The sequence below is a fragment of the Vogesella sp. LIG4 genome (genome assembly GCF_900090205.1).
Classification (GTDB): domain Bacteria; phylum Pseudomonadota; class Gammaproteobacteria; order Burkholderiales; family Chromobacteriaceae; genus Vogesella.
This window is the reverse complement of record NZ_LT607802.1, coordinates 2,008,743-2,029,685: the sequence shown is the minus strand read 5'-3', so window position 1 is coordinate 2,029,685 and position 20,943 is coordinate 2,008,743. Positions and strand designations below refer to the sequence as shown.

Sequence of the window (20,943 nt, the reverse complement as noted above, 5' to 3'; positions counted from 1 at the left end):
TACCATGACCCTGATCGCCCTGATGGGCGCGCTGGAAATCGGCCTGATCTTTGCGCTGGTGGCGCTGGGCGTGCTGATTTCCTTCCGCATCCTCGATTTTCCCGACCTTACCGCCGACGGCAGCTTCCCGCTGGGCGGCGCCGTGGCCGCCACGCTGATTGCCGGCGGCCATGACCCGTGGCTGGCCTGCGCCGTGGCCACCCTGGCCGGCGCCGCCGCCGGCCTCACCACCGCCTGGCTCAATGTGCGGCTGAACATCCTGCAGCTGCTGGCTTCCATCCTGGTGATGATCGCGCTCTACTCCATCAACCTGCGCATCATGGGCGCGCCGAACATGCCGCTGATCGGCAGCCCCACGGTGTTCAGCCCCTTCATCGGCAGCAATCCGGACAACGCCTGGCAGGTGCAGCCAGCGGTGCTGGCAGTGGTGATCGTGCTGGCCAAGCTGGGCCTGGACCTGTTCTTTGCCTCGCAAAGCGGCCTCGCCATGCGCGCCACCGGCGCCAACGCGCGCATGGCGCGTGCGCAGGGCATCGCCACCGAGCGCATGGTGCTGGCCGGCATGGCACTGTCCAATGCGCTGATCGCGCTGGCCGGCGCGCTGTACGTGCAGACCCAGGGTGGCGCCGACGTATCCATGGGTGTGGGCACCATCGTGGTGGGCCTGGCCGCGGTGATCATCGGCGAAACCCTGCTGCCCTCGCGCAAGCTGTGGGCGATCACCCTCGCCACCGTGCTGGGCGCCCTGCTGTACCGCCTGCTGATCGCGCTGGCGCTGAACGCCGACTTCATCGGCCTGCAGGCGCAGGATCTGAACCTGATCACCGCACTGCTGGTAGGCTTTGCCCTGGTGCTGCCGAAACTGAAAGCCAAATTTGCCCGCAAGGCGGGAGGGAAGCACTGATGCTGCGCGCCGACAATCTGTTCAAGACCTTCAACCCCGGCACGCCGATCGAGAACCCGGTGCTACGCGGCCTGTCGCTGCAGATCGCCAGCGGCCAGTTCGTCACCGTGATCGGCAGCAACGGCGCCGGCAAGTCCACCTTCCTCAATGCGCTGGCCGGCGACGTGATCGTGGACAGCGGCAGCCTGAGTATCGATGGCCAGGACGTGACCCGCACTCCAGGCTGGCAACGCGCCGGCCTGGTGGCACGCGTGTTCCAGGACCCGATGGCCGGCACCTGCGAAAACCTCAGCATCGAGGAAAACATGGCGCTGGCCTATGCCCGCGGCCGCAAGCGCGGCTTTGGCGCCGCGCTGAACCGCGAATTGCGCGAGCTGTTCCGCGAGCGGCTGGCCACCCTGAAACTGGGGCTGGAAAACCGCCTGCCGGACCGCATGGGCCTGCTGTCCGGCGGCCAGCGCCAGGCGGTGAGCCTGCTGATGGCCAGCCTGCAGCCGTCGCGCATCCTGCTGCTGGATGAGCACACCGCGGCGCTGGACCCGAAAACCGCCGCCTTCGTGCTGGAGCTGACCGACCGCATCGTGCACGAGAACAAGCTCACCGCGCTGATGGTGACCCACTCCATGCGCCAGGCGCTGGATCACGGCCACCGCACCGTGATGCTGCACCAGGGCCGCGTGGTGCTGGATGTGGCCGGCGACGAGCGCGCGCGCATGCAGGTGGCCGACCTGTTGGCGATGTTCGAGAAAACCCGCGGCGAAGCCATCGACGACGACGCGCTGCTGCTGGGCTGACGCGCTCGGCACTGCCGGTGCCGCACGCTGCGGCGCCGGCGGTTTTCGCAACCCGCCATGCCCACGGCCTGCGGCCAACCCTGGCCACCTGTCCGGTGCTGCAATAGGCAAACAGCGGGCAAGCAGGTACTCTCCATTTATCGAAATATTCGGCAGCAAGCATGCAACTGCTGGACCCCTTCACGCTTTACTTCCTGCTGACCGCCACCCTGCTACTGCTGTCCCTGCTGCTGTTGCTGATGGGTCACGTGCATCCGCACGAGCGCTCGCTGCGCTTCTGGGGTGTCAGCGGCCTGCTGGGGGTGTCCGGTGTTGCGCTGCTGATGGCACGCGACGTACTCACACCGTGGCTGGGCGTGGTGGCGGCCAATTCACTGCTGTTTGCCAGCTTTGCCGGCACCTGGCTGGGGCTGGCGGAATTCCAGCTGCGACCGCTGCCGTGGCGGCCCGCCGCCACGCTGTGGGGCGGTTTCAGCCTGCTGTGGATAGTGCTGCTGTTCCATGGCGACACGGCGCTGCGCTCGCTGCTGTACGGCCCGATCTACCTGCTGTTTGCCATGCTGACGCTGCATGAGCTGTTCCGCGTGCCAGCGCACCGGCAGCGCGGCAGCTACCGGCTGGTGGGCGGCATCATCCTGCTGCTGGTGGCAAGCTACCTGTACCGTACCTTTTATATGCTGCAGCACCCGGTGCTCAACCCGCTGCGCAACACCGGCCTGCCGCTGCAGCAGCTGCTTGCCAGCATGCTGGAGTTCGCCAAGACGCTTGGGCTGCTCTACCTGGTGTTCGAGCGCATGCAGCAGCGGCTGGAGCAGATGGCGATGCTGGACGCGCTGACCGGCCTGAGCAACCGCCGCGCCTTCGAGCAGCAGGTGAAGGCGCTGTTCAGCCAGCAGCAGCACTGCCGCCATGCGCTGCTGATGATGGACCTGGACCTGTTCAAGCGCATCAACGACAACCATGGCCACCAGGCAGGTGATGCTGCATTGCAACACGTTGCCGCCATCCTCAAAATCGCCCTGCCGGCCGGCAGCATCAGCGCCCGGCTGGGTGGCGAGGAGTTCGCAGTGCTGCTGCACGATGTTGCCGCCGCCCAGGCCTGGCAAGTGGCGGAGGCGGTGCGCAGCCAGTTGGCCGCAAGCTGGATCAGCGCGCCGGGCCAGGCGTCCTTCCAGATCACCACCAGCATCGGCCTGGCCATCCGCCAGAGCCCGGCACAAAGCCTGGATGCGCTCTATCATGACGCGGACATGGCGCTGTATGATGCCAAGCAGCGCGGCCGCAACCTGGTATGCAGCAGCCTGCCGCTGTATCCGGCGGCCACGGTAACTGAACCCGGCAAACCGGTCGCAGTCAGATAGCGCTCGTTCACTATGGGAGTTCCCATGCGTAGCTTTGTCCTCGGCAGCCTGCTGCTCGCCACCCTGACACCCGCCCTGCCGGCACTGGCCGATAGCGGCACACTGCTCAACCTCAGCGCCAATGTGCAGCGCGAACTGCCCAATGACGAAATCAACGCCAGCCTGTACGTGCAGGAGCGCCAGGCCCAGCCGGCCGTGCTGGCCGACCACCTGAACAAGGCGCTGGCCCGCGCGCGCAGCGAATCCGGCGCCTTCAAACAGGTAGAGTTCAGCAGCGGCAACTACAACAGCTGGCCGGACTACAGCCGCGACGGCAAGATCCAGGGCTGGCAGGGCCGCGCGCAGATACACCTCAAGAGCCGCGACTTTACCGCCGCCGCCGAACTGGTGGCGCGACTGCAGAAATTCATGCTGCTGGAAAACGTGCAGTTCGGCGTGGCCGACAGCACCCGTCGCCAGGTGGAAAGCAGCCTGATTCCCGAGGCCATCTCCGCGCTGCAGGCGCAGGCCGCGGCCGCCGGCAAGGCACTGGGCCGCAATAGCCAGCAGGTGCTGGAACTGAATATCGGCAATGTGCAGGCACCGCCGCCCATGCCCATGCTGCGCGCCAAGGCCATGATGGCCGACACCGCGGCAGCGGAAGTCGCCACGCCTGACTGGCAGCCCGGCAACAGCCAGGTGCAGCTGAATGTCAGCGGCCGTATCGAACTGCGCTAGCCGCCGCGAAAAACTCGATACAAATACATTGCCGGCCTGCTCTTTTGATCGGGCCGGCATTACGCTAAATTAGATGGTGGTCCCCCTCACCGCCTACACGTGTCCCACACCATGAAACTGATCGCTTCGCTCACCAGCCCCTACGCCAGGAAAGTCCGCATCGTTCTGGCGGAAAAGAAGATCGACTGCCCGCTGCAGCTGGACATGCCATGGGAAGCCGGCTCGGTCGTAACCGACTTCAACCCGCTGGGCAAGGTGCCGGTGCTGGTAATGGACGACGGCAGCACGCTGTACGACTCGCGCGTGATCGCGGAATACCTGGATGGCAGCACGCCGGTATCGCGCCTGCTGCCGCAGGACAGCAAGCGCCTGCTGATCGAAACCCGGCGCTGGGAAGCACTGGCCGACGGCATCTGCGACGCTGCGGCCAACATCGTGATGGAAAACCGCCGCCCGGCGGCGCAGCAAAGCCAGGACTGGATCGCCCGCCAGCTGGGCAAGGTCAACCGTGGCGTGGAAGCGCTGTCCGGCATGCTGGGCGAGCGCAGCTGGTGCAATGGCGAAGCCTACAGCCTGGCCGACATCGCCACCGGCTGCGCGCTGGGCTACCTGGACTTCCGCTTTCCGCAGCTGGACTGGCGCGGCGAGTACCCCAATCTTGCCGTGCTGGAGGAAAAGCTGGCCGCACGGCCTTCCTTTGCCGAAACCGTGCCGCCCGCGGCCTGACTGACCGAACCCCGAAAAAATGCTGCTTGAATCAAGCAGCATTTTTTACGTGCATTTTTTCTGCACCCGTCTATGCTGAATTCAGGTTAGCCACAAGCAACCATACGCGGGAGCACATATCATGAGACTCGAACACTTCAACCACGTCGCCAATCTGATCGGCCTGAAGAAAAAATCGCGCGAAGCCGTGTGGCTGATGGAAATAGATGGCATGACCGGCTATGCCGCTTCCAAGCAGCTGGACATCAGTCAGTCCACCGTCTCGCGGGCGCATGCGCGCTTTCGCCGCGCACTGAACGAAATCAACGCCCTTTCCCCTTACCTGCCCTTGTAAACCGGCAGCGCGGCAACCCGCCCGCGGGTAGCCGCCTGCCAGCAGTATCGGCAAAGCCCTTGCGTAGCGCGCAAGGGCTTTGTTGTGCACGCCAAGGTACCCGGCTTCAGAACGCGGCACTGCGTACCGTGCCGTCAAAACCCAGGCAATCCTCCACTCGCCGCCGCTGCACCGCCGACAGCTCCACCAGCGCCCAGTAGCGCCATGCCAGGTGCTCGCCGCTCAACTGCAGCCGGGCGGCGGCAGGTAGCTGACAGCGGAAGATGCACACCTGCGACTGGTACTGCGCGTGATAGTAGATGCCGGACAGGTAGTCGATGCCCACCGTCACGCCCAGTTCCTCGCGGCATTCGCGCAGCAGTGCCTGATGGATGGTTTCCCCCGGCTCCAGTGCGCCGCCGGGCAGCCCCCAGCTGCCGTCGCCATAGCTGGCCTGCAACAGCAGCACCTGCCCGGCGGCGTCGGTAATCACCGCGTGGCAGCTCATGCGGAAACGGTCATCAAAGGCCATAACTGCTCCATATCCATCGATATCACGAGGATAATGTCGTATTCCGGCGACTTGGCAAAATTCGGCTGCAGTCTTCACATTTTTTTCATAAAAACTCTTGACGCTAAACGTGGCGATCCGTATAGTTCGCGTCTCTCGCAGGTCAACGACAAACGAGAAACAGCGCACCCGTAGCTCAGTTGGATAGAGTATCTGGCTACGAACCAGAGGGTCGGGCGTTCGAATCGCTCCGGGTGCGCCAGCTGTCCCCATCGTCTAGAGGCCTAGGACACCGCCCTTTCACGGCGATAACCGGGGTTCGAATCCCCGTGGGGACGCCAATACGCACCCGTAGCTCAGTTGGATAGAGTATCTGGCTACGAACCAGAGGGTCGGGCGTTCGAATCGCTCCGGGTGCGCCAGCTGTCCCCATCGTCTAGAGGCCTAGGACACCGCCCTTTCACGGCGATAACCGGGGTTCGAATCCCCGTGGGGACGCCAGGATTCGACGAAAAGACCACCGCAAGGTGGTCTTTTCGTTTTGGTCCGGACCTTTCGCCCAGCGGAAGGGCCGGGCCTTGTAAATAACAAGGCGGCCAAAGCCATACCCCGGCAGGAGCGGCCTGCCCGGATCAGGTAAAGCGCAAGCGAAGTACCATGTCCGCAGCCTCAAGCCACCGCAAGGTGGCTTTTTTGTTTTCCGCCTCCCCGCGCCCTCCCTGCCTTCCTTATAGCTGTCCATCTGTTTTGCTGTGCTTTTTCATAGCATAACGATATATATATTCAGTCTTTCGCATAAGCAACGCTCTCCGGTACATTGCCACTGCCGGTCAATCCGGCGGGCCGCTGCCGGCCTGTACCGAAGTCAACTGATCAAGAAACGAGTGCCACGATGAAAATCAGTCAGGAAAGGCTCACCCACCTCAAGCAACTGGAAGCCGAGTCCATCCACATCATCCGCGAAGTCGCCGCCGAATTCGAAAACCCGGTGATGCTGTACTCCATCGGCAAGGATTCCGCCGTGATGCTGCATCTGGCACAGAAAGCCTTTGCCCCGGGCAAGCCGCCGTTTCCGCTGATGCACGTGGACACCACCTGGAAATTCCAGGACATGATCGCGCTGCGCGACAAGCAGGCGCGCGAGCACGGCTGGGACCTGATCGTGCACGTGAACCAGGAAGGCGTGGACGCCGGCATCAACCCGTTCACTGCCGGTAGTGCCAAACACACCGACGTGATGAAGACCGAGGGCCTGAAGCAGGCGCTCAACAAGTACAAGTTCGACGCTGCCTTTGGCGGCGCGCGCCGCGACGAAGAGAAATCCCGCGCCAAGGAGCGCGTGTACTCCTTCCGCGACAAGAACCACCGCTGGGACCCGAAAAACCAGCGCCCGGAGCTGTGGAACATCTACAACTGCCGCATCAACAAGGGCGAAAGCATCCGCGTGTTCCCGCTGTCCAACTGGACCGAGCTGGACATCTGGCAGTACATCTTCCTGGAAAACATCGAGATCGTGCCGCTGTACTTTGCCGACGAACGCCCGGTGATCGAGCGTGACGGCACGCTGATCATGATCGACGACGACCGCATCCTGCAGTACCTGAGCGAGGAAGAGAAAGCGAAGATCCAGACCAAGCGCGTGCGCTTCCGCACCCTGGGCTGTTACCCGCTGACCGGCGCGGTGGAATCCTCCGCCACCACGCTGCCGGAGATCATCCAGGAAATGCTGCTGACCAAGACCTCCGAACGCCAGGGCCGCGTGATCGACCACGACTCCTCCGGCTCGATGGAGAAGAAGAAGATGGAAGGCTACTTCTAAGCCGCCGTTTCCTTATAAGGCACACTACATTCCAGAGGTTGGCCGCATGCGGCCAACCTTGCTGATGCAAGGCTCTAGCTCATGGCACACCAATCCGACCTGATCGCCAGCGATATCCTGGCCTACCTGAAACAGCACGAAAACAAGGACCTGCTGCGCTTCATCACCTGCGGCAACGTCGACGACGGCAAATCCACGCTGATCGGCCGCCTGCTGCATGACTCCAAGCTGATCTTCGAAGACCAGCTGGCCGCCATCCAGCGCGATTCCAAGAAGTACAACACCACCGACCAGGAAATCGACCTGGCGCTGCTGGTGGACGGCCTGCAAGCCGAGCGCGAGCAAGGCATCACCATCGACGTGGCCTACCGCTACTTCAGCACCGATCGCCGCAAGTTCATCATCGCCGACTGCCCGGGCCACGAGCAGTACACCCGCAACATGGCCACCGGCGCCTCCACCTGCAACCTCGCGGTGATCCTGATCGACGCCCGCTACGGCGTGCAGACCCAGACCCGCCGCCACAGCTACATCGTGAGCCTGCTGGGCATCAAGCACGTGGTAGTGGCCATCAACAAGATGGACCTGGTGGACTTCGACCAGGCGGTATTCGACCGCATCCGCGCCGAGTACACCGCGTTTGCGGCCAACCTGGACATCCCGGACATCCGCTTCGTGCCGATCTCCGCACTGCGCGGCGACAACGTGGTGAACCGTACCGACAGCGCACCGTGGTACGACGGCCAGACGCTGATGGACATCCTGGAAAGCGTGGAGATCGACCACGACGTGAAGCTGCCGGCCTTCCGCCTGCCGGTGCAATACGTGAACCGCCCGAACCTGGACTTCCGCGGCTTCTGCGGCACCGTGGCCGCCGGCGAAATCCGCCCCGGCGACCGCGTGCGTGCACTGCCGTCCGGCAAGGAAAGCACCGTCGAAGCCATCGTGGTGTACGAAGGCGAACTGGCTGCCGCACATACCGGCCAGGCCATCACCCTGACGCTGAGCGACGAGATCGACATCTCGCGCGGCGACACCATCGTGCGCGCCGACGAGCCGCAGCCGCAGGTGAGCCAGGGCGTGGAAGCGCACCTGGTATGGATGGATGAAGCACCGCTGGCAGTGGGCAAGGAATACCTGTTCAAGCTCGCCGGCAAGAGCGTTACCGGTCGCGTGGAGCGCATCGTGCACCGCGTGGATGTGAACACCCTGGACGCCTTCGAAGCCGAAAAACTGCAGCTGAACGAAATCGGCCTGGTGCGCATCAACTTCAATTCCCCGGTAGTGTTCGACCCCTACCGCGACAGCCGCGCTACCGGCAGCCTGATCGTGATCGACCGCCTGAGCAACGCCACCTCCGGCGCCGGCATGATCCGCAGCGCCGCCAGCGTGGCCGGCCCCAACGAGCACGACGAACTGGCACGCTTCAAGGCTTTTGAAGTGGAGCTGAACGCGCTGGTACGCAAATACTTCCCGCACTGGGAAGCAAGAGATATCTCGCGCTTGTTCTAAGACATTAAGACCTCCCGCACAGCCCGCCAATATTATTTGGCGGGCTTTTTCTTTTGCAGGAGCGGCGAGCGGCCCGGCAAATCCTGATATCACACACCTGAAACACATGAGAAGAGACGCTACATTGCCAAGCATTGACAAATAGCACCTCGCCCCCTCCCTAGCGGCCGGTTTTAAGCTGCGTCCACAAGCGGGTCTGCAAACGCATGATTTCAGTTGGCAGCGTTTTGAATGCCCAAAGCTTCTGCATCATTGCTGCGCCAGGATAAACAGCAGGATCATTGAGAATGTCAGCCGGCAGAAACTGCTTCGCTTCCGCGTTGGCAAGCGGGTAATAGATGGTTCTGGTTATGTCAGCGCTCACCTTTGGGTCCATGATGTAATTCAGCCATTTCATGGCATCTGCAGCATGGGCGGCATCTTTGGGAATCGCCATCATCTCGGACCAGATTGGCGCCCCTTCCTTCGGCAGTACATAAGCAATCTTGTAGGGTTTTCCTGCTTCGCGAGCACGCCGCCCGGCCATCCCCACATCTCCCGACCAAGCAACAGCCATACAAATATCATTATTTGCCAGATCATTAATATAGCCTGACGAGTTGAACTGGGTAATATATGGCCGGATTGTTTTAAACAATTGATACGCCGCCTGCCAATCTGCCGGGTTCTTGCTGTTCGGGTCCTTGTGCAGATAAAACAGTGCCAATGGCAGCACATCGGACGGGGAGTCCAGGATAGACACACCACATTTGGAAAGCTTCGAGATATATTCCGGCTTGAACAAAATATCCCAACTATCAAGCGGCACATTGGCCCCCAGTGCAGCCTTTACTGCTGTCAGGTTGAAACCGAACCCGTCGGTCCCCCACGTATAGGGAACGGCATACTTGCTGGCACTCTCCGTACCGGCAGTAAGCGCAGCCACTTGCTTATCAATCTTAGCAAGGTTGGGAATCGCCTTTTGGTCAATCTTCTGAAAAATCCCGGCCTCCACCTCCTTATTAAAATACTGAGTAGAAGGATAAACCACATCATAGCCGGTACGACCGGTCAGCAGCTTGGCGATCAAGGTATCGTCGCCGTCATAGACATCGTACTTTATCTTTATTCCACTTGCTTTTTCAAAACCAGCCACCGTGCCGGTGCCAATATTATCCGACCAGTTATAGATATTAATAGTTGGCTCACTGGCGAGCGCCTGAACAGCGCCGAATACGAGGCACAAAGCCGCCAGTTTGATTCTGCATGAATAAGACATGAAAGCACTCCCTAAGCAGATGGTTATAGCAATTGGAGGAGATAAATGCGGCAACTCCCGAGCGCCCGGCTTACAGCCAGTGTTCTCGCAACAGGCGCAAAGAACAACCCTCAAATAACGCAGGACAAGCAGGTTTGGCTTTGTGGCTTAAGCCCTGTCAGCAAAGGCGCAGTAATGCCGCAAGCACAAAACGACAAAAGCATAAACTGCCGCACTGACTTGTCGGCATGCCTTTTACATTTTGCCCAAGGCGAATGCCTGGATGACTCAGCTGTACACGCCAGCTACCTGCCCAATTAGTAATGACACTGCTTATTCATGCTGTACATTACCCTTGGTAGGTACCCACCCTGGGGGAGTTGGCCGCACGCCCGGCATGAGATAAGGTGCTATCGCCCTCGGGCTTTTCTTGTCACCGGGCGTAATCGCCACACCTGTCCGCCCTGAGCGAAATGCCGGCAATCTCGGCCGCCATGCCCTCAAGAAACGCAGCGGCCCTGCCAACTTCCGCTGGCAGGGCCGTTACATCAGGTAAAATATGCAGTCATGCTTTGCTACTTATGCACCGTGCGCCCCAGAGTCTGGCGCTACCGGTTGGCAGCAGGCCTGATGACCCAGTGACAAGCTGCGCAGCCGGCGGTCCGGGGCACCCACTCACCGCCAAGCGGGCAGTTTCGGAATACCGGAAATTCACTTAGCATTAACACCCATTGTCAGTCTTCCCTCGAAAAGCAATCTCCTTTTCCTGCCGCGCCATGGCAACAGCGCATGAGAAGCATATGGCAAGCGCTTTTCCCAGTAATCGTTACCATTCCAGCCACCTTGCGCAACCCAAGCCATCGTTTAATAAATTGTGGTAGAGTTGCTACTTTGTGGCTAATTTATTAAACGCAAGATCGCGCACGCGCGCTCACACACAGGACTGAAGTGATGAAAAATAAGTTGACCGGTGGCCTGCTGGCCGCTTCTGTCATGGTTGCGGCTCATGCAGAGCCCGTGTTGAACGTCTACAACTGGTCCGACTACATCGCACCGACTACTGTGCCGGCCTTCAGCAAGCAGACCGGGATCAAAGTGCGCTACGACGTGTATGACAGCATGGAAACCCTGAATGCCAAGCTGCTGACTGGTCACTCCGGTTATGACATCACCGTGCCGTCCAACAACGCGCTGGAAGTGGGAATCAAGGCCGGCCTGTTCCAGCCGATCGACAAGAGCAAGATCCCGAACTACAAGGACATTGACCCGGCGCTGCTCAAGCTGATGGAAGCGTCCGATCCGGGCAACAAGTTTGCTGTCCCCTATTTCTGGGGCACGGTTACTCTGGGCATCAATGAAGAGAAGGTAAAGAAGGCGCTGGGTGGCAAGCTGCCGGATAACGCCTGGGATTTGCTGTTCAAGCCCGAATACGTTTCCAAACTGAAATCCTGCGGTGTCAGCGTACTGGACTCCCCGTCCGACTTCCTGCCGGTGGCCATGCGTTATTTTGGCAAGCCCACCAGCAGCAGCAATGAGGCGGACTACAAGGATATCGCCCCCAAGTTGGCCGCCATTCGCGAAAGCATCACCCGCTTCTCCTCCTCCGGCTACATCAATGACATGGCCAGTGGCGACGCCTGCCTGGCCCTCGGCTACGGTGGCGACCTGAACATCGCCAAGCGCCGGGCCGAAGAGGCGAAGCGTGGCGTGAAAATCGTGCCATTGGTACCGAAATCCGGTGTGGGCATCTGGGTTGACAGCATGACCATCCCCAAGGATGCCAAGAACGTCGCCAATGCGCTGGCATGGATCAACTACAACCTGGATGCCAAGGTCGCCGCAGCAAACGCCAATAAGGTTACCTACGCACCAGGCAGCCAGGTTGCCCGCCAGTACGTGGAAAAGAAATACCTGAGCGATCGCAGCATCTTCCCGTCCTCGGAAGATTTGAAGAACGGCTTCATCATTCGCGCCGTCGATCCCAAGATTCTGCGGGCCTACAATCGACTGTGGCAGAACTTCAAACTGAATCGCCCGAGCTGATCCGGTCATCTCTTGCGTAGCAGGATGCACCTGTTACGCAAGACGACCCGGCACTGAAACAGCCTGCACCAAGCGGAACCCACCGGTTCCGCTTTTTTGTTGTCGCCAGACGGGGAAAACGGCCACCTCGCGACATGACCCCAAGGCCCGGATAGCGGGCATGGCAGTAGCGCATGCAGCCAACTCAAAGGTTGGCCGCAAGATGCAACAAGGCCGCCTGACGGCGGCCTTGTCGTTTGTGCGGGTGCTGCTTCAGACGCGGTAGCTGGTACTGGTCATCAGCCTGGCGGTGAGCTTCATCATGCCGCGCACCGGCGCCGGCAGCTTCGCCGCGCCGTACTCGTGCGCCATGTCGGCATGCTTGAGCTCGTCCTGGTGCATCTGCGCCACGATGGCGCGGCTGCGCGCATCCTGCACCGGCAGCTCGCTGAGGTGGCTTTCCAGGTGGGCGCCCACCTGATGCTCGGTTTCCTCCAGGAAACCCAGGTTCCACTTGTCGCCCAGCATGCCGGCGGCCACGCCCAGGGCCAGCGAGCCGGTATACCACAACGGGTTGAACAGACTGGGGCGGCCACCCAGTTCGCGGATGCGCTGCTCGGTCCACGCCAGGTGCTCCACCTCCTCGAAGGCGGCATGGCGCAGCGCCTCGCGCGCCGCCGGGTCACGCGCGGTCAGCGCCTGGCCCTGGTACAGCGCCTGCGCGCATACCTCGCCGCAGTGGTTCACGCGCATCAGCCCCAGCGCGTGCTGCTTCTCGTCGTGGTTCAGATCGGCCTCGGCCACGGCATGGTCGGGATGCGGGCGGGCGCTGTGCGCCGGCGCAAACAGCGTGCGCAGGCCGCGATCGAATTCGGTAATCAGGGTATCTAGCATCATGCACGGTGATGAAGGTCATCAATAGTGGCAATTATACCCTGCCCTGCCTGCTGGTATAATCCCGCGGTTATTTGTTTCCAACACAAGCGGAAAAGGACTCCTCGCATGAACATCGACCTCATCGGCCCGGGCAAAGACATGCCGAACGACTTCAACGTCGTAATCGAAATCTCCGCCAACGCTGCGCCGATCAAGTACGAATTCGACAAGGAAAGCGGCGCCATCATGGTTGACCGCTTCATGGGCACCTCCATGATGTACCCGGCCAACTACGGCTTCGTGCCGCAGACCCTGGCTGGCGATGGCGACCCGGTTGACGTGCTGGTGGTAACCCCGTTCCCGCTGCCGCCGGGCGTGGTGATCCGCGTACGCGCACTGGGCATGATCAAGATGGAAGACGACGGCGGCGTGGACGCCAAGCTGGTAGCCGTGCCGGTGGAAAAGCTGTGCCCGATGTACAAGGACATCCAGAAACTGGAACACCTGCCGCAGCTGCTACGCGACCAGATGGTGCACTTCTTCGAGCACTACAAGGATCTGGAAAAGGGCAAGTGGGTGAAGATCCAGGGCTGGGGCTCGCTGGAAGACGCCACCCGCGAACTGGTGGAAGGCATCGAACGCGCCAAGGCCTGATCGTTGTCAGATACAAAAAAAGCCGGAGCATGCTCCGGCTTTTTGCTGGCTTGCGGCCAACCTTACTTGGCGAAACGGCCGGCAGTCTGGGCCACGCGGGCGCCGAACAGGCGGGCGGATTCCAGGTCGGACGCATCCGGGGTAACCTCGGCCGGCGCATTGTCGGTACGGGTCATCAGGCCCAGCGAGCTGCCGTAGCGGTTGATCTGGCTACCGGTCACACCACCCGGCAGCAGGCCGGTGCCCACCCAGATCATGCTGTGCTGGGCGGCAAACACCGACAGCTGCTGCAAGGTGTTCAGCTTGTCGCCGCTGGGGCTGTTGGAAACGGTGAAACCGGCGGCGATCTTGTCTTTCCAGCCCTGGGTGAACCAGATCTTGGAGCTGGCATCCATGAAGGCCTTGAAGCCGGCAGATGCGCTGCCCATATAGGTCGGTGCGCCGAAGATGATGGCGTCGAAGGCCAGCAGTTCGTCCAAACGCTGGCTGGCGTCCTCGGCGGTAAACAGTGCCACTTCGGCATGGTCGCGAGCGCCGGCAGCCACTTCTTCCGCTACTTTGGCGGTATGGCCATAACCACTGTGATACACCACGGCAAGCTTGGTAGTCATTCAAAAATCCTTATATAACGATAGAACGAAGGCATAGTGACCAGCCGGCTGCAGCAGCAAGCGGCCCGATAAATTCAAAAAAACTGGCGTGCAAGCCTGTTGCCGGCACGCATCAAATCAGGCAACTGCCCTTGATTTGACAAGGCATGGCGCAGTATAAAAACGCCCTGCCTGCAAAAACAGCAGAACATTTTGATTTTTATTTTCAGAAAATCTGACGATGAAATTGACTCTGGATTCACTGATGGTGCTGGATGCCATCGACCGTCGCGGCAGCTTTGCCGCCGCGGCCGAGGAGCTGTACCGCGTCCCCTCTGCCATTACCTACAGCGTGCAAAAGCTGGAACAGGATCTGAATGTGCAGTTGTTCGACCGCAGTGGACACAAGGCCCGGCTGACTTCGGCCGGCGAACTGCTGCTAAAGGAAGGCCGCGCGCTGCTGGATTCGGCCGCCATGGTGGAAAGCCGGGTCAAGACCCACGCCACCGGCTGGGAAGGCCAGCTGCGCATCGCCATGTCCGACCTGCTGCGCTTCGACGACGTGCTGCGCCTGATCAGCGAATTCGATGCGCTTGAGGCGGATACCGAGCTGCGACTGAGCCGCGAGGTGTTCGGCGGCACCTGGGACGCGCTGGTGGACAACCGCGCCGACCTGGTGATCGGCGCCACCGAAAACAGCCAGGGTGGCGTGTTCCACAGCAAGCCGATGGGCAAGGTGCAGTTCGTATTCTGCGTGGCGCCGGATCACCCGCTGGCCAGCGCCGAGGAACCGATTCCACAACACGTGCTGCGCCGCTACCGCGTGGCGGTGGCCGCCGACACCTCGCGCAGCCTGCCGCCGCGCAGCATCTCCATCCAGGAAGGCCAGCCGCGCCTGACGGTAGCCAGCGTGGAAGACAAGATCGCGGTGCAGAAAGCCGGCCTGGGTGTGGGCTTCCTGCCGACCTGCCGCATCCACGACGACCTGACCGCCGGCCGCCTGGTCGTCCGGGAGCTGGAAGAAAAGCGCCCGCTGGTCGGCCTGCACTATGCCTGGAAGGAAAGCCAGCCCGGTCAGGCGCTGAGCTGGTTCATCAAGCGCCTGCAAACCTTCGACTGGCACCTGAACTGACGACATGCCCACGGACCCAGCCTACCGGCACGCCCTGCGGCAACGGCTACAGGCCGCGGCGCTGGATGTAACGGAGCAAGCCAGGGCCAACTGCCTGCAATGGCAGCAGCTGCGCATCCACTGCGGTGTGCTGTCACTGGCCAAGCCACCGCGCACCGCCCCCGACCTGGAAATCAACAGCCCGTGGCTGCCGCCGCAGAGCGGCAACGGCTTTGCCCTGCTGGTAGCCGGCCAGCCCGGCGCGCTGGAACAGGCGCGGCCGCTGCTGGATGCTCTGGCACTGCAGCCTGGCGCCTGGCTGTACTGCGGCCCGCTGGGCGCCGCCAGCTTCTGCCGCCGGGCATTCGACCTGCTGTTCTACCTCAGCGGCCCCCTGCTGTTGCAGCAACTGCCCCAACCCGACAGCAAGCTGATCGACTGGCCCACGCTGCTGTTGCAACAGCAGGAATTGCTGCAACAGTTGGCCGCATTGTGCCAGGACTACCTGCAGCAACAGGGCGCCGCCCCCATCACCGAACAGCAACAATGGCAGCTGCTGGACGAGTTTCGCCAGCCGCCCGCCCGCCAGCAGCACTTCGCCCTTAACCTGGCGCGGCTACTGCTGCTGGCCAATGAGCTGGGTGAAAATGCGCGCCAGCTGCTGGACACCGCCCTGGACGGGATGGCCGCCGCGACCGGCGGCAACAGCCCGCCTTAGCCAGCCGCCAGCACGTGCCAAAAAGCAAAAAGCCCGCTATTGCGGGCTTTTTGACAATCGCGGTAAGCGATCAGGCAGACGGGGTAGCGGCCTTGCGCGCGCGGCTAACAGCAGCGGTAGCAGCCTTGGCGGAAGACTGGGCAGCTTCCACGCTGGCTTCGGCGAAATCGCTGCCAACTTTCTTGGCGGTCTTGGACGCGTTTTCGAAAGCGGCGTTGCCGGAGCTCACCAGGTTCTTCAGAACCTGTACGGCGGATTCGGAACCGGCCGGTGCGTGCTTGGCCAGACGGTCCAGCGCTTCCAGCACCTGCTTGTTGGTTTCGGCAACCTGCTCTTCCACGAAGGAAGTCAGCTCGGTCTGGGCAGCCACGGTGGCGTCGTACACTTCACGTGCGGTGGCCAGGGTCTTGTCCAGGTTCGGCTGAACCAGGCCAGCCTGGAATTCGGCCAGCGACTTCGGGTCCTTGATGCCGGTCAGCTGCTTAACGGTTTCGGCGTTTTCGGCCAGAACCTTGCGAGCAATGTCCAGCTGCAGGTTGGAGATGCGTTCGGCACTGGCCAGCATGATGGACGACAGACGAACGGCTTTGTCGAACTGGGCCTGACCGAAAGCGGACAATTCTTGTACGTTGGTAAACATGGAGTAATCCTCTTCGCAGTAATTGAGAACTCAGCAGCAAAACCGTTGGTTCTTATCCTTGTTCTGGTTGTTGCGGTGCAACAATTCACATCATATATTGCACCGCAGCAATGTCAAGTGTATTTGCATAACCGCCGGCGTAAGTGACTATTTTTGCAACAGCTTTCGCAGTTTGCCGCCCGCGGATGACAACGCGATGACAAGCCAGGCATTGCTGCCGTGCACAGCAAGAAAACCACACTGGCATGCCACGGCCGCCACCTGTCCCACCGATACAAGCAAAAGCCACTGCTGCGCGTTGAAAGCAGTAGGGCAAAGCTATACACTCGCCGTCATAAATTAAATCTATCTGTTAGCAAAGTCTCACAATGAGCCACTCGGCCAACCTCTTCGATATCAAATCCGCCAGCCTGGACCTGCTGGCCATCCTGCTGCGCAGCGGCGACTGCACGGCACTGGCTGCCGCGCTGGATACCCGTTTCGGCAACAAGGTGGACGCCAGCCAGAGCGAGGCTTTCCTGCTCGATCTGGACAGCATCGACCAGCCGCAGTCGCTGGACCTGGCGCGCATCTGCACGCTGTTCCGCGCCAAGGGCATCCTCATCATCGCGCTGCGCCACCGCGACCACGCCGTGGCGGCGCTGGCGCGCCAGCACGGCCTGGCCTTCGTCAGCAGCGCCAACACGCCGCGCCAGAGCGAGCTGGCCATGGAAGCACCGGCCCCGGCCCCCGTGGTGGAAGCGGCGCCACAGCCGGCCAACACGCTGGTGATCGACCGCCCGGTGCGCGCCGGCCAGCAGATCTACGCCAAGGGCGGCGACCTGGTGGTACTGGCCATGGTCAACGTGGGCGCGGAAATCATCGCCGACGGCAGCATCCACGTGTACGCGCCGCTGCGCGGCCGTGCGCTGGCCGGCGCCCGCGGCAACACCCAGGCACGCATCTTCGTGCAGAGCATGGAAGCCGAACTGGTTTCCATCGCCGGCGTGTACCGCACCATCGAACAGAGCCTGCCCGACAGCATCCAGGGCAAGCCGGCACAGATTTACCTTGAGAACGAGCGCCTCGTGATGAGCGCGCTCGGTGCATAAGAACTCGCATGAAGGAATCACCATCGTGGCAAAAATCATCGTTGTTACCTCCGGCAAAGGCGGTGTAGGCAAAACCACCACCAGCGCCAGCTTCTCCTCCGGCCTTGCGCTGCGCGGCCACAAGACCGTGGTGATCGACTTCGACGTCGGCCTGCGCAACCTCGACCTGATCATGGGCTGCGAGCGCCGCGTGGTGTACGACCTGATCAATGTGATCAATGGCGAAGCCAGCCTGAACCAGACCCTGATCAAGGACAAGCACTGCGACAACCTGTTCGTGATCCCGGCCTCGCAGACCCGCGACAAGGACTCGCTGAGCGAGGAAGGCGTGGAGAAGGTACTGAAGGAGCTGGGCGACATGGGCTTCGAGTACATCATCTGCGACTCGCCGGCCGGCATTGAAAAGGGCGCGCTGCTGGCGCTGCTGTTCGCCGACGAGGCCATCGTGGTGACCAACCCGGAAGTGTCCTCGGTACGCGACTCCGACCGCATCCTCGGCATCCTGTCCTCCAAGTCGCGCCGTGCCATTGAAGGCCGCGAGCCGGTGAAGGAACACCTGCTGCTGACCCGCTATGCACCGGGCCGCGTGGAAAAAGGCGAAATGCTGTCGGTGGACGACGTGAAGGAAATCCTGCGCGTGAACCTGATCGGCGTGATTCCGGAATCGCAGGCCATCCTGCAGGCGTCCAACTCCGGCACCCCGGTGATCCACCAGAAGGGTACCGATGCCGCCGAGGCCTACAACGACGTAGTGGCGCGCTTCCTGGGCGAAACCCGCCCGATGCGTTTCCTCGAAGCCGAGAAAGTCGGCTTCCTCAAGCGTCTGTTTGGAGGCTAAGCCATGTCGCTGATCGATATGTTGTTCGGCAAACGCCAGAAAACCGCTTCCATCGCCCGCGAGCGCCTGCAGATCATCCTGGCGCACGAGCGCAACGGCCGCAGCGCCCCGGACTACCTGCCGGCGCTGCAGCGCGAGCTGATGGAAGTGATCTCCAAGTACGTGGCCGTGAACCTGGACGACATCAAGGTACAGGTGGAGCGCCAGGACGACTTCGAAGTGCTGGAAGTGAACATCGTGCTGCCGGAACACCAGCGCTGACACCATGACCCTGACCGAACTGCGTTACATCGTGGCTGTGGCGCGCGAGCGCCACTTCGGCCGCGCGGCCCAGAGCTGCTTCGTCAGCCAGCCCACGCTGTCCATCGCCATCAAGAAGCTGGAGGACGAACTGGGGGTGACCCTGTTCGAACGCGGCGGGCAGGAAGTGGCGGTCACCGAGATCGGCGAGCGCATCATCGAGCAGTCGCAGCGCGTGCTGGAAGAAGCCGAACTGGTGAAGCGCCTGGCCGGCGAGCATCAGAACGAGCTGGCCGGGCCGCTGAAGCTGGGGGTGATCTTCACCATCAGCCCCTACCTGCTGCCACGGCTGATTCCGGCGCTGCGCATCCTGGCGCCGGACATGCCGCTGATCCTGGAAGAGAACTACACCGCGCGGCTGGCAGAAATGCTCAAGCGCGGCGAAGTGGACGCCATCATCGTGGCCGACCCGTTCGACGAACCGGGCACCGAAGCCTACCCGCTGTACGACGAGAAATTCGTGGTGGCCACGCCCAAGGGCCACGAGTGGGAAAAGCGCAAGCAGGTGAAGCCGGACGAACTGCACAACCAGAGCGTGCTGCTGCTGGCGCAGGGCAACTGCTTCCGCGACCAGGTGCTGCAGGCCTGCAGCGAGGTGGCCAGCCGCCAGCATCAGTCCGGCAGTCTGGCGTCCATGGTGCAGGGCAGCTCGCTCAACACCATCCGCCACATGGTGGCCAGCGGCATGGGCATCACCGTGCTGCCGCAGACGTCGATCTCGCCCGGCGACGACAACCTGCTGTCGGTGATTCCCTTCGCCGAGCCGGCACCGCAACGCCGCGTGCTGCTGGTGACCCGCCGCCAGTTCTTCCGCAAGAAGGCAATCCAGACCCTGCAACAGGCGGTGTTCCGCTCCGGGCTGGAAGGCGTCAGCATGCTGGAAGACGAGGTGGCACTGGCCTGAATGCCACGCCAACGTTGGCCGCATAAAAACAAAAGCCACCTCGCGGTGGCTTTTTTTGTGTAGGGCGGAGGCCTCGAAGAGGTGTTCCGCCACATGCAGCGCACACCTTGTCGGCGGAACGCCCCGGCAAGCGGGGCTTCCGCCCGACAGGTCAGGCTGCGCGGATCACGCCGGCCAGGCGGGCAATGCCCTCCTCGATGCGCTCCGGCGAAGCATGGCTGAAGTTCAGGCGCAGGTGGCCGAGACCCTGTTCCGGCTTGGCGTAGAACGCTTCACCCGGCATGAAGGCCACGTTGTGCTGCTCCAGCGCCACTTTCAGCAGCGGGCGGGTGTCGCGCGGTTGCTTCAGCGTCAGCCAGAAGAACAGGCCTCCCTGCGGCACCAGCCAGTCGGCGATGTCACCGAAGTGTTTTTCCAGTGCTGCCTGCATCGCGTCGCGGCCAACCTTGTAGCTCTGCTGCAGCTGCTTGAGGTGGTCCTGGTATTCGCCGCTCTGCAGCCAGCGGGTGTTGAACCACTGCCCCAGGCGGTTGGTGTGCAGGTCGGCAGCCTGTTTCAGGCGCACGAAGTACTGGATCAGATCCTTGCTGGCCACCAGGTAGCCGATGCGCAGGCCCGGCGCCAGGGTCTTGGAGAACGAGCCGCAGTACACCCACGGTGCGTTCTTCAGGTGCGTTACCAGCGGCTTGGGCGCGTCGCCGTCGTAGGACAGCGCGCGGTAGGGATCATCCTCGATCACCGGCAGTTTGGCCGCGTCGATCACCGCTGCCAGCTGCTGGCGGGTGGTCTCGTTGTAGCAGGCGCCGGACGGGTTCTGGAAGGTCGGAATCAGGTAGGCCAGCTTGGCCTTGCTGCTGTCGATCGCCTGCTGCAGCGTGGCGGCGGACAGCTGGCCGTCGCTCTGCTGCTGCACGGTGGTGATGTCGGCGCCGAACAGCTTGAACACCTGCAGCGCGGCCAGGTAGGTCGGGCCTTCGGTAATCACCGGTGTACCCGGGTCGATGAACAGCTTGGCCGCCAGATCCAGCGCCTGTTGCGAGCCGGACAGCACCAGCACCTGGGAGGCATCCACGTTCAGGCCGATGCGCGCCAGCTCCTGCACCACGGCAGCGCGGAACTCGGGCTCACCCTCGCTGGTGCCGTACTGCGCCAGCTGCGGCGGCACGCCGTTGAAGTCCAGTTCGGGCAGGCAATCCGCGGCCGGCAGGCCCCCGGCGAAGGAAATCACTTCCGGGCGCTGCGCGGCGGCAAGAATCTCGCGGATCAGCGAGCCGGACAGACGTTCGACGCGTTCGGAAAACATGG

At 62.0% G+C, this 20,943-nt stretch carries 22 protein-coding genes and 4 tRNA genes; 20 read left to right on the top strand and 6 right to left on the bottom strand.

Annotated elements, in window-relative coordinates:
• The first annotated feature begins 4 nt into the window (after positions 1-4).
• From PSELUDRAFT_RS09605 to PSELUDRAFT_RS09580, 6 genes are all read left to right on the top strand, one after another.
• Positions 5-904, top strand: a complete 900-nt coding sequence (locus PSELUDRAFT_RS09605) for an ABC transporter permease (protein ID WP_088966631.1) — start codon at positions 5-7, stop codon at positions 902-904.
• Positions 904-1,698, top strand: a complete 795-nt coding sequence (locus tag PSELUDRAFT_RS09600; protein ID WP_088966630.1) for an ABC transporter ATP-binding protein — start codon at positions 904-906, stop codon at positions 1,696-1,698. The genes PSELUDRAFT_RS09605 and PSELUDRAFT_RS09600 overlap by 1 nt, the downstream gene beginning before the upstream one ends.
• Positions 1,699-1,859: 161 nt before the next feature.
• Positions 1,860-3,059 carry a GGDEF domain-containing protein gene (locus PSELUDRAFT_RS09595; RefSeq protein WP_088966629.1) on the top strand — a complete coding sequence of 400 codons (1,200 nt, stop codon included), beginning with the start codon at positions 1,860-1,862 and terminating at the stop codon, positions 3,057-3,059.
• Between the two features lie 24 nt (positions 3,060-3,083).
• On the top strand, positions 3,084-3,776 hold the full coding sequence (locus PSELUDRAFT_RS09590) for an SIMPL domain-containing protein (RefSeq protein WP_088966628.1): 693 nt from the start codon (positions 3,084-3,086) through the stop codon (positions 3,774-3,776).
• Between the two features lie 111 nt (positions 3,777-3,887).
• Complete coding sequence (locus tag PSELUDRAFT_RS09585) at positions 3,888-4,502, top strand: glutathione S-transferase (protein WP_088966627.1); 615 nt, start codon at positions 3,888-3,890, stop codon at positions 4,500-4,502.
• A 121-nt stretch (positions 4,503-4,623) separates the two neighbouring features.
• Positions 4,624-4,836 carry a helix-turn-helix domain-containing protein gene (locus PSELUDRAFT_RS09580; protein ID WP_088966626.1) on the top strand — a complete coding sequence of 71 codons (213 nt, stop codon included), beginning with the start codon at positions 4,624-4,626 and terminating at the stop codon, positions 4,834-4,836.
• 106 nt (positions 4,837-4,942) lie between these two features.
• Here the strand turns inward: PSELUDRAFT_RS09580 and PSELUDRAFT_RS09575 are convergent, their stop codons facing one another.
• A complete protein-coding gene (locus PSELUDRAFT_RS09575) occupies positions 4,943-5,347 on the bottom strand; it encodes an NUDIX hydrolase (protein WP_088966625.1) in 405 nt (134 codons plus the stop codon).
• Between the two features lie 164 nt (positions 5,348-5,511).
• Between PSELUDRAFT_RS09575 and PSELUDRAFT_RS09570 the strand changes: the two genes are divergently transcribed.
• From PSELUDRAFT_RS09570 to cysN, 6 genes are all read left to right on the top strand, one after another.
• Positions 5,512-5,588 (top strand) — tRNA-Arg (locus PSELUDRAFT_RS09570).
• A gap of 3 nt (positions 5,589-5,591) precedes the next feature.
• A tRNA-Glu gene (locus tag PSELUDRAFT_RS09565) sits at positions 5,592-5,667 on the top strand.
• Between the two features lie 4 nt (positions 5,668-5,671).
• Positions 5,672-5,748, top strand: a tRNA-Arg gene (locus PSELUDRAFT_RS09560).
• A 3-nt stretch (positions 5,749-5,751) separates the two neighbouring features.
• Positions 5,752-5,827, top strand: a tRNA-Glu gene (locus PSELUDRAFT_RS09555).
• Positions 5,828-6,218: 391 nt separating this feature from the next.
• Positions 6,219-7,145 carry a sulfate adenylyltransferase subunit CysD gene (gene cysD / locus PSELUDRAFT_RS09550; protein ID WP_088966624.1) on the top strand — a complete coding sequence of 309 codons (927 nt, stop codon included), beginning with the start codon at positions 6,219-6,221 and terminating at the stop codon, positions 7,143-7,145.
• 81 nt (positions 7,146-7,226) lie between these two features.
• Positions 7,227-8,657 carry a sulfate adenylyltransferase subunit CysN gene (cysN, locus tag PSELUDRAFT_RS09545; protein WP_088966623.1) on the top strand — a complete coding sequence of 477 codons (1,431 nt, stop codon included), beginning with the start codon at positions 7,227-7,229 and terminating at the stop codon, positions 8,655-8,657.
• Positions 8,658-8,817: 160 nt separating this feature from the next.
• On the opposite strand, the gene PSELUDRAFT_RS09540 is transcribed toward cysN, so the two are convergent.
• Entirely contained in the window at positions 8,818-9,915 is a 1,098-nt protein-coding gene (locus tag PSELUDRAFT_RS09540; protein ID WP_088966622.1) for a polyamine ABC transporter substrate-binding protein, read from the bottom strand.
• Between the two features lie 930 nt (positions 9,916-10,845).
• Between PSELUDRAFT_RS09540 and PSELUDRAFT_RS09535 the strand changes: the two genes are divergently transcribed.
• Positions 10,846-11,937 carry an extracellular solute-binding protein gene (locus PSELUDRAFT_RS09535; protein WP_088966621.1) on the top strand — a complete coding sequence of 364 codons (1,092 nt, stop codon included), beginning with the start codon at positions 10,846-10,848 and terminating at the stop codon, positions 11,935-11,937.
• A gap of 252 nt (positions 11,938-12,189) precedes the next feature.
• On the opposite strand, the gene coq7 is transcribed toward PSELUDRAFT_RS09535, so the two are convergent.
• On the bottom strand, positions 12,190-12,810 hold the full coding sequence (gene coq7 / locus PSELUDRAFT_RS09530; RefSeq protein WP_088968456.1) for a 2-polyprenyl-3-methyl-6-methoxy-1,4-benzoquinone monooxygenase: 621 nt from the start codon (positions 12,808-12,810) through the stop codon (positions 12,190-12,192).
• 108 nt (positions 12,811-12,918) lie between these two features.
• Here coq7 and ppa point away from each other — a divergent pair, with 108 nt between their 5' ends.
• Positions 12,919-13,446, top strand: a complete 528-nt coding sequence (gene ppa, locus PSELUDRAFT_RS09525; protein WP_088966620.1) for an inorganic diphosphatase — start codon at positions 12,919-12,921, stop codon at positions 13,444-13,446.
• 62 nt (positions 13,447-13,508) lie between these two features.
• On the opposite strand, the gene PSELUDRAFT_RS09520 is transcribed toward ppa, so the two are convergent.
• Positions 13,509-14,057 carry a flavodoxin family protein gene (locus PSELUDRAFT_RS09520; RefSeq protein WP_088966619.1) on the bottom strand — a complete coding sequence of 183 codons (549 nt, stop codon included), beginning with the start codon at positions 14,055-14,057 and terminating at the stop codon, positions 13,509-13,511.
• Positions 14,058-14,277: 220 nt separating this feature from the next.
• Here PSELUDRAFT_RS09520 and PSELUDRAFT_RS09515 point away from each other — a divergent pair, with 220 nt between their 5' ends.
• Both PSELUDRAFT_RS09515 and PSELUDRAFT_RS09510 read left to right on the top strand, forming a co-directional pair.
• Complete coding sequence (locus tag PSELUDRAFT_RS09515; RefSeq protein WP_197693954.1) at positions 14,278-15,168, top strand: LysR family transcriptional regulator; 891 nt, start codon at positions 14,278-14,280, stop codon at positions 15,166-15,168.
• Between the two features lie 4 nt (positions 15,169-15,172).
• Entirely contained in the window at positions 15,173-15,865 is a 693-nt protein-coding gene (locus PSELUDRAFT_RS09510; protein WP_088966618.1) for a hypothetical protein, read from the top strand.
• Between the two features lie 70 nt (positions 15,866-15,935).
• On the opposite strand, the gene PSELUDRAFT_RS09505 is transcribed toward PSELUDRAFT_RS09510, so the two are convergent.
• Positions 15,936-16,505 carry a phasin family protein gene (locus tag PSELUDRAFT_RS09505; protein WP_088966617.1) on the bottom strand — a complete coding sequence of 190 codons (570 nt, stop codon included), beginning with the start codon at positions 16,503-16,505 and terminating at the stop codon, positions 15,936-15,938.
• 368 nt (positions 16,506-16,873) lie between these two features.
• On the opposite strand from PSELUDRAFT_RS09505, the gene minC reads away from it, so the two are divergent.
• Genes minC through PSELUDRAFT_RS09485 form a run of 4 tightly spaced genes read left to right on the top strand, consistent with a single transcriptional unit; the run spans position 16,874 to position 19,638 of the window.
• Positions 16,874-17,596: a septum site-determining protein MinC gene (gene minC, locus PSELUDRAFT_RS09500; RefSeq protein WP_088966616.1), complete on the top strand. Its 723-nt coding sequence runs from the start codon at positions 16,874-16,876 to the stop codon at positions 17,594-17,596.
• 25 nt (positions 17,597-17,621) lie between these two features.
• Positions 17,622-18,434 (top strand): septum site-determining protein MinD, encoded by an 813-nt coding sequence (gene minD, locus PSELUDRAFT_RS09495; RefSeq protein ID WP_088968454.1) that lies wholly within the window; start codon positions 17,622-17,624, stop codon positions 18,432-18,434.
• A 3-nt stretch (positions 18,435-18,437) separates the two neighbouring features.
• The gene (gene minE, locus PSELUDRAFT_RS09490; protein ID WP_088966615.1) at positions 18,438-18,695 is read left to right on the top strand and encodes a cell division topological specificity factor MinE; all 258 of its coding nucleotides are present in this window, start codon (positions 18,438-18,440) and stop codon (positions 18,693-18,695) included.
• A 4-nt stretch (positions 18,696-18,699) separates the two neighbouring features.
• Complete coding sequence (locus tag PSELUDRAFT_RS09485; protein ID WP_088966614.1) at positions 18,700-19,638, top strand: LysR substrate-binding domain-containing protein; 939 nt, start codon at positions 18,700-18,702, stop codon at positions 19,636-19,638.
• Positions 19,639-19,789: 151 nt separating this feature from the next.
• Here the strand turns inward: PSELUDRAFT_RS09485 and PSELUDRAFT_RS09480 are convergent, their stop codons facing one another.
• Positions 19,790-20,941 (bottom strand): PLP-dependent aminotransferase family protein, encoded by a 1,152-nt coding sequence (locus tag PSELUDRAFT_RS09480; RefSeq protein ID WP_088966613.1) that lies wholly within the window; start codon positions 20,939-20,941, stop codon positions 19,790-19,792.
• Positions 20,942-20,943: the final 2 nt, after the last annotated feature.

Excerpts from the sequence above, each read along its gene's own strand:
- PSELUDRAFT_RS09505 (WP_088966617.1), bottom strand. The coding sequence starts at position 16,505 with ATGTTTACCAACGTACAAGAATTGTCCGCTTTCGGTCAGGCCCAGTTC.
- cysN (WP_088966623.1), top strand. The coding sequence starts at position 7,227 with ATGGCACACCAATCCGACCTGATCGCCAGCGATATCCTGGCCTACCTG.
- PSELUDRAFT_RS09540 (WP_088966622.1), bottom strand. The coding sequence starts at position 9,915 with ATGTCTTATTCATGCAGAATCAAACTGGCGGCTTTGTGCCTCGTATTC.
- PSELUDRAFT_RS09535 (WP_088966621.1), top strand. The coding sequence starts at position 10,846 with ATGAAAAATAAGTTGACCGGTGGCCTGCTGGCCGCTTCTGTCATGGTT.
- PSELUDRAFT_RS09590 (WP_088966628.1), top strand. The coding sequence starts at position 3,084 with ATGCGTAGCTTTGTCCTCGGCAGCCTGCTGCTCGCCACCCTGACACCC.
- PSELUDRAFT_RS09575 (WP_088966625.1), bottom strand. The coding sequence starts at position 5,347 with ATGGCCTTTGATGACCGTTTCCGCATGAGCTGCCACGCGGTGATTACC.
- coq7 (WP_088968456.1), bottom strand. The coding sequence starts at position 12,810 with ATGCTAGATACCCTGATTACCGAATTCGATCGCGGCCTGCGCACGCTG.
- PSELUDRAFT_RS09520 (WP_088966619.1), bottom strand. The coding sequence starts at position 14,057 with ATGACTACCAAGCTTGCCGTGGTGTATCACAGTGGTTATGGCCATACC.
- PSELUDRAFT_RS09480 (WP_088966613.1), bottom strand. The coding sequence starts at position 20,941 with ATGTTTTCCGAACGCGTCGAACGTCTGTCCGGCTCGCTGATCCGCGAG.
- PSELUDRAFT_RS09580 (WP_088966626.1), top strand. The coding sequence starts at position 4,624 with ATGAGACTCGAACACTTCAACCACGTCGCCAATCTGATCGGCCTGAAG.
- PSELUDRAFT_RS09595 (WP_088966629.1), top strand. The coding sequence starts at position 1,860 with ATGCAACTGCTGGACCCCTTCACGCTTTACTTCCTGCTGACCGCCACC.
- PSELUDRAFT_RS09515 (WP_197693954.1), top strand. The coding sequence starts at position 14,278 with ATGAAATTGACTCTGGATTCACTGATGGTGCTGGATGCCATCGACCGT.
- ppa (WP_088966620.1), top strand. The coding sequence starts at position 12,919 with ATGAACATCGACCTCATCGGCCCGGGCAAAGACATGCCGAACGACTTC.
- PSELUDRAFT_RS09585 (WP_088966627.1), top strand. The coding sequence starts at position 3,888 with ATGAAACTGATCGCTTCGCTCACCAGCCCCTACGCCAGGAAAGTCCGC.
- PSELUDRAFT_RS09510 (WP_088966618.1), top strand. The coding sequence starts at position 15,173 with ATGCCCACGGACCCAGCCTACCGGCACGCCCTGCGGCAACGGCTACAG.
- PSELUDRAFT_RS09485 (WP_088966614.1), top strand. The coding sequence starts at position 18,700 with ATGACCCTGACCGAACTGCGTTACATCGTGGCTGTGGCGCGCGAGCGC.
- minC (WP_088966616.1), top strand. The coding sequence starts at position 16,874 with ATGAGCCACTCGGCCAACCTCTTCGATATCAAATCCGCCAGCCTGGAC.
- cysD (WP_088966624.1), top strand. The coding sequence starts at position 6,219 with ATGAAAATCAGTCAGGAAAGGCTCACCCACCTCAAGCAACTGGAAGCC.
- PSELUDRAFT_RS09600 (WP_088966630.1), top strand. The coding sequence starts at position 904 with ATGCTGCGCGCCGACAATCTGTTCAAGACCTTCAACCCCGGCACGCCG.
- PSELUDRAFT_RS09605 (WP_088966631.1), top strand. The coding sequence starts at position 5 with ATGACCCTGATCGCCCTGATGGGCGCGCTGGAAATCGGCCTGATCTTT.
- minE (WP_088966615.1), top strand. The coding sequence starts at position 18,438 with ATGTCGCTGATCGATATGTTGTTCGGCAAACGCCAGAAAACCGCTTCC.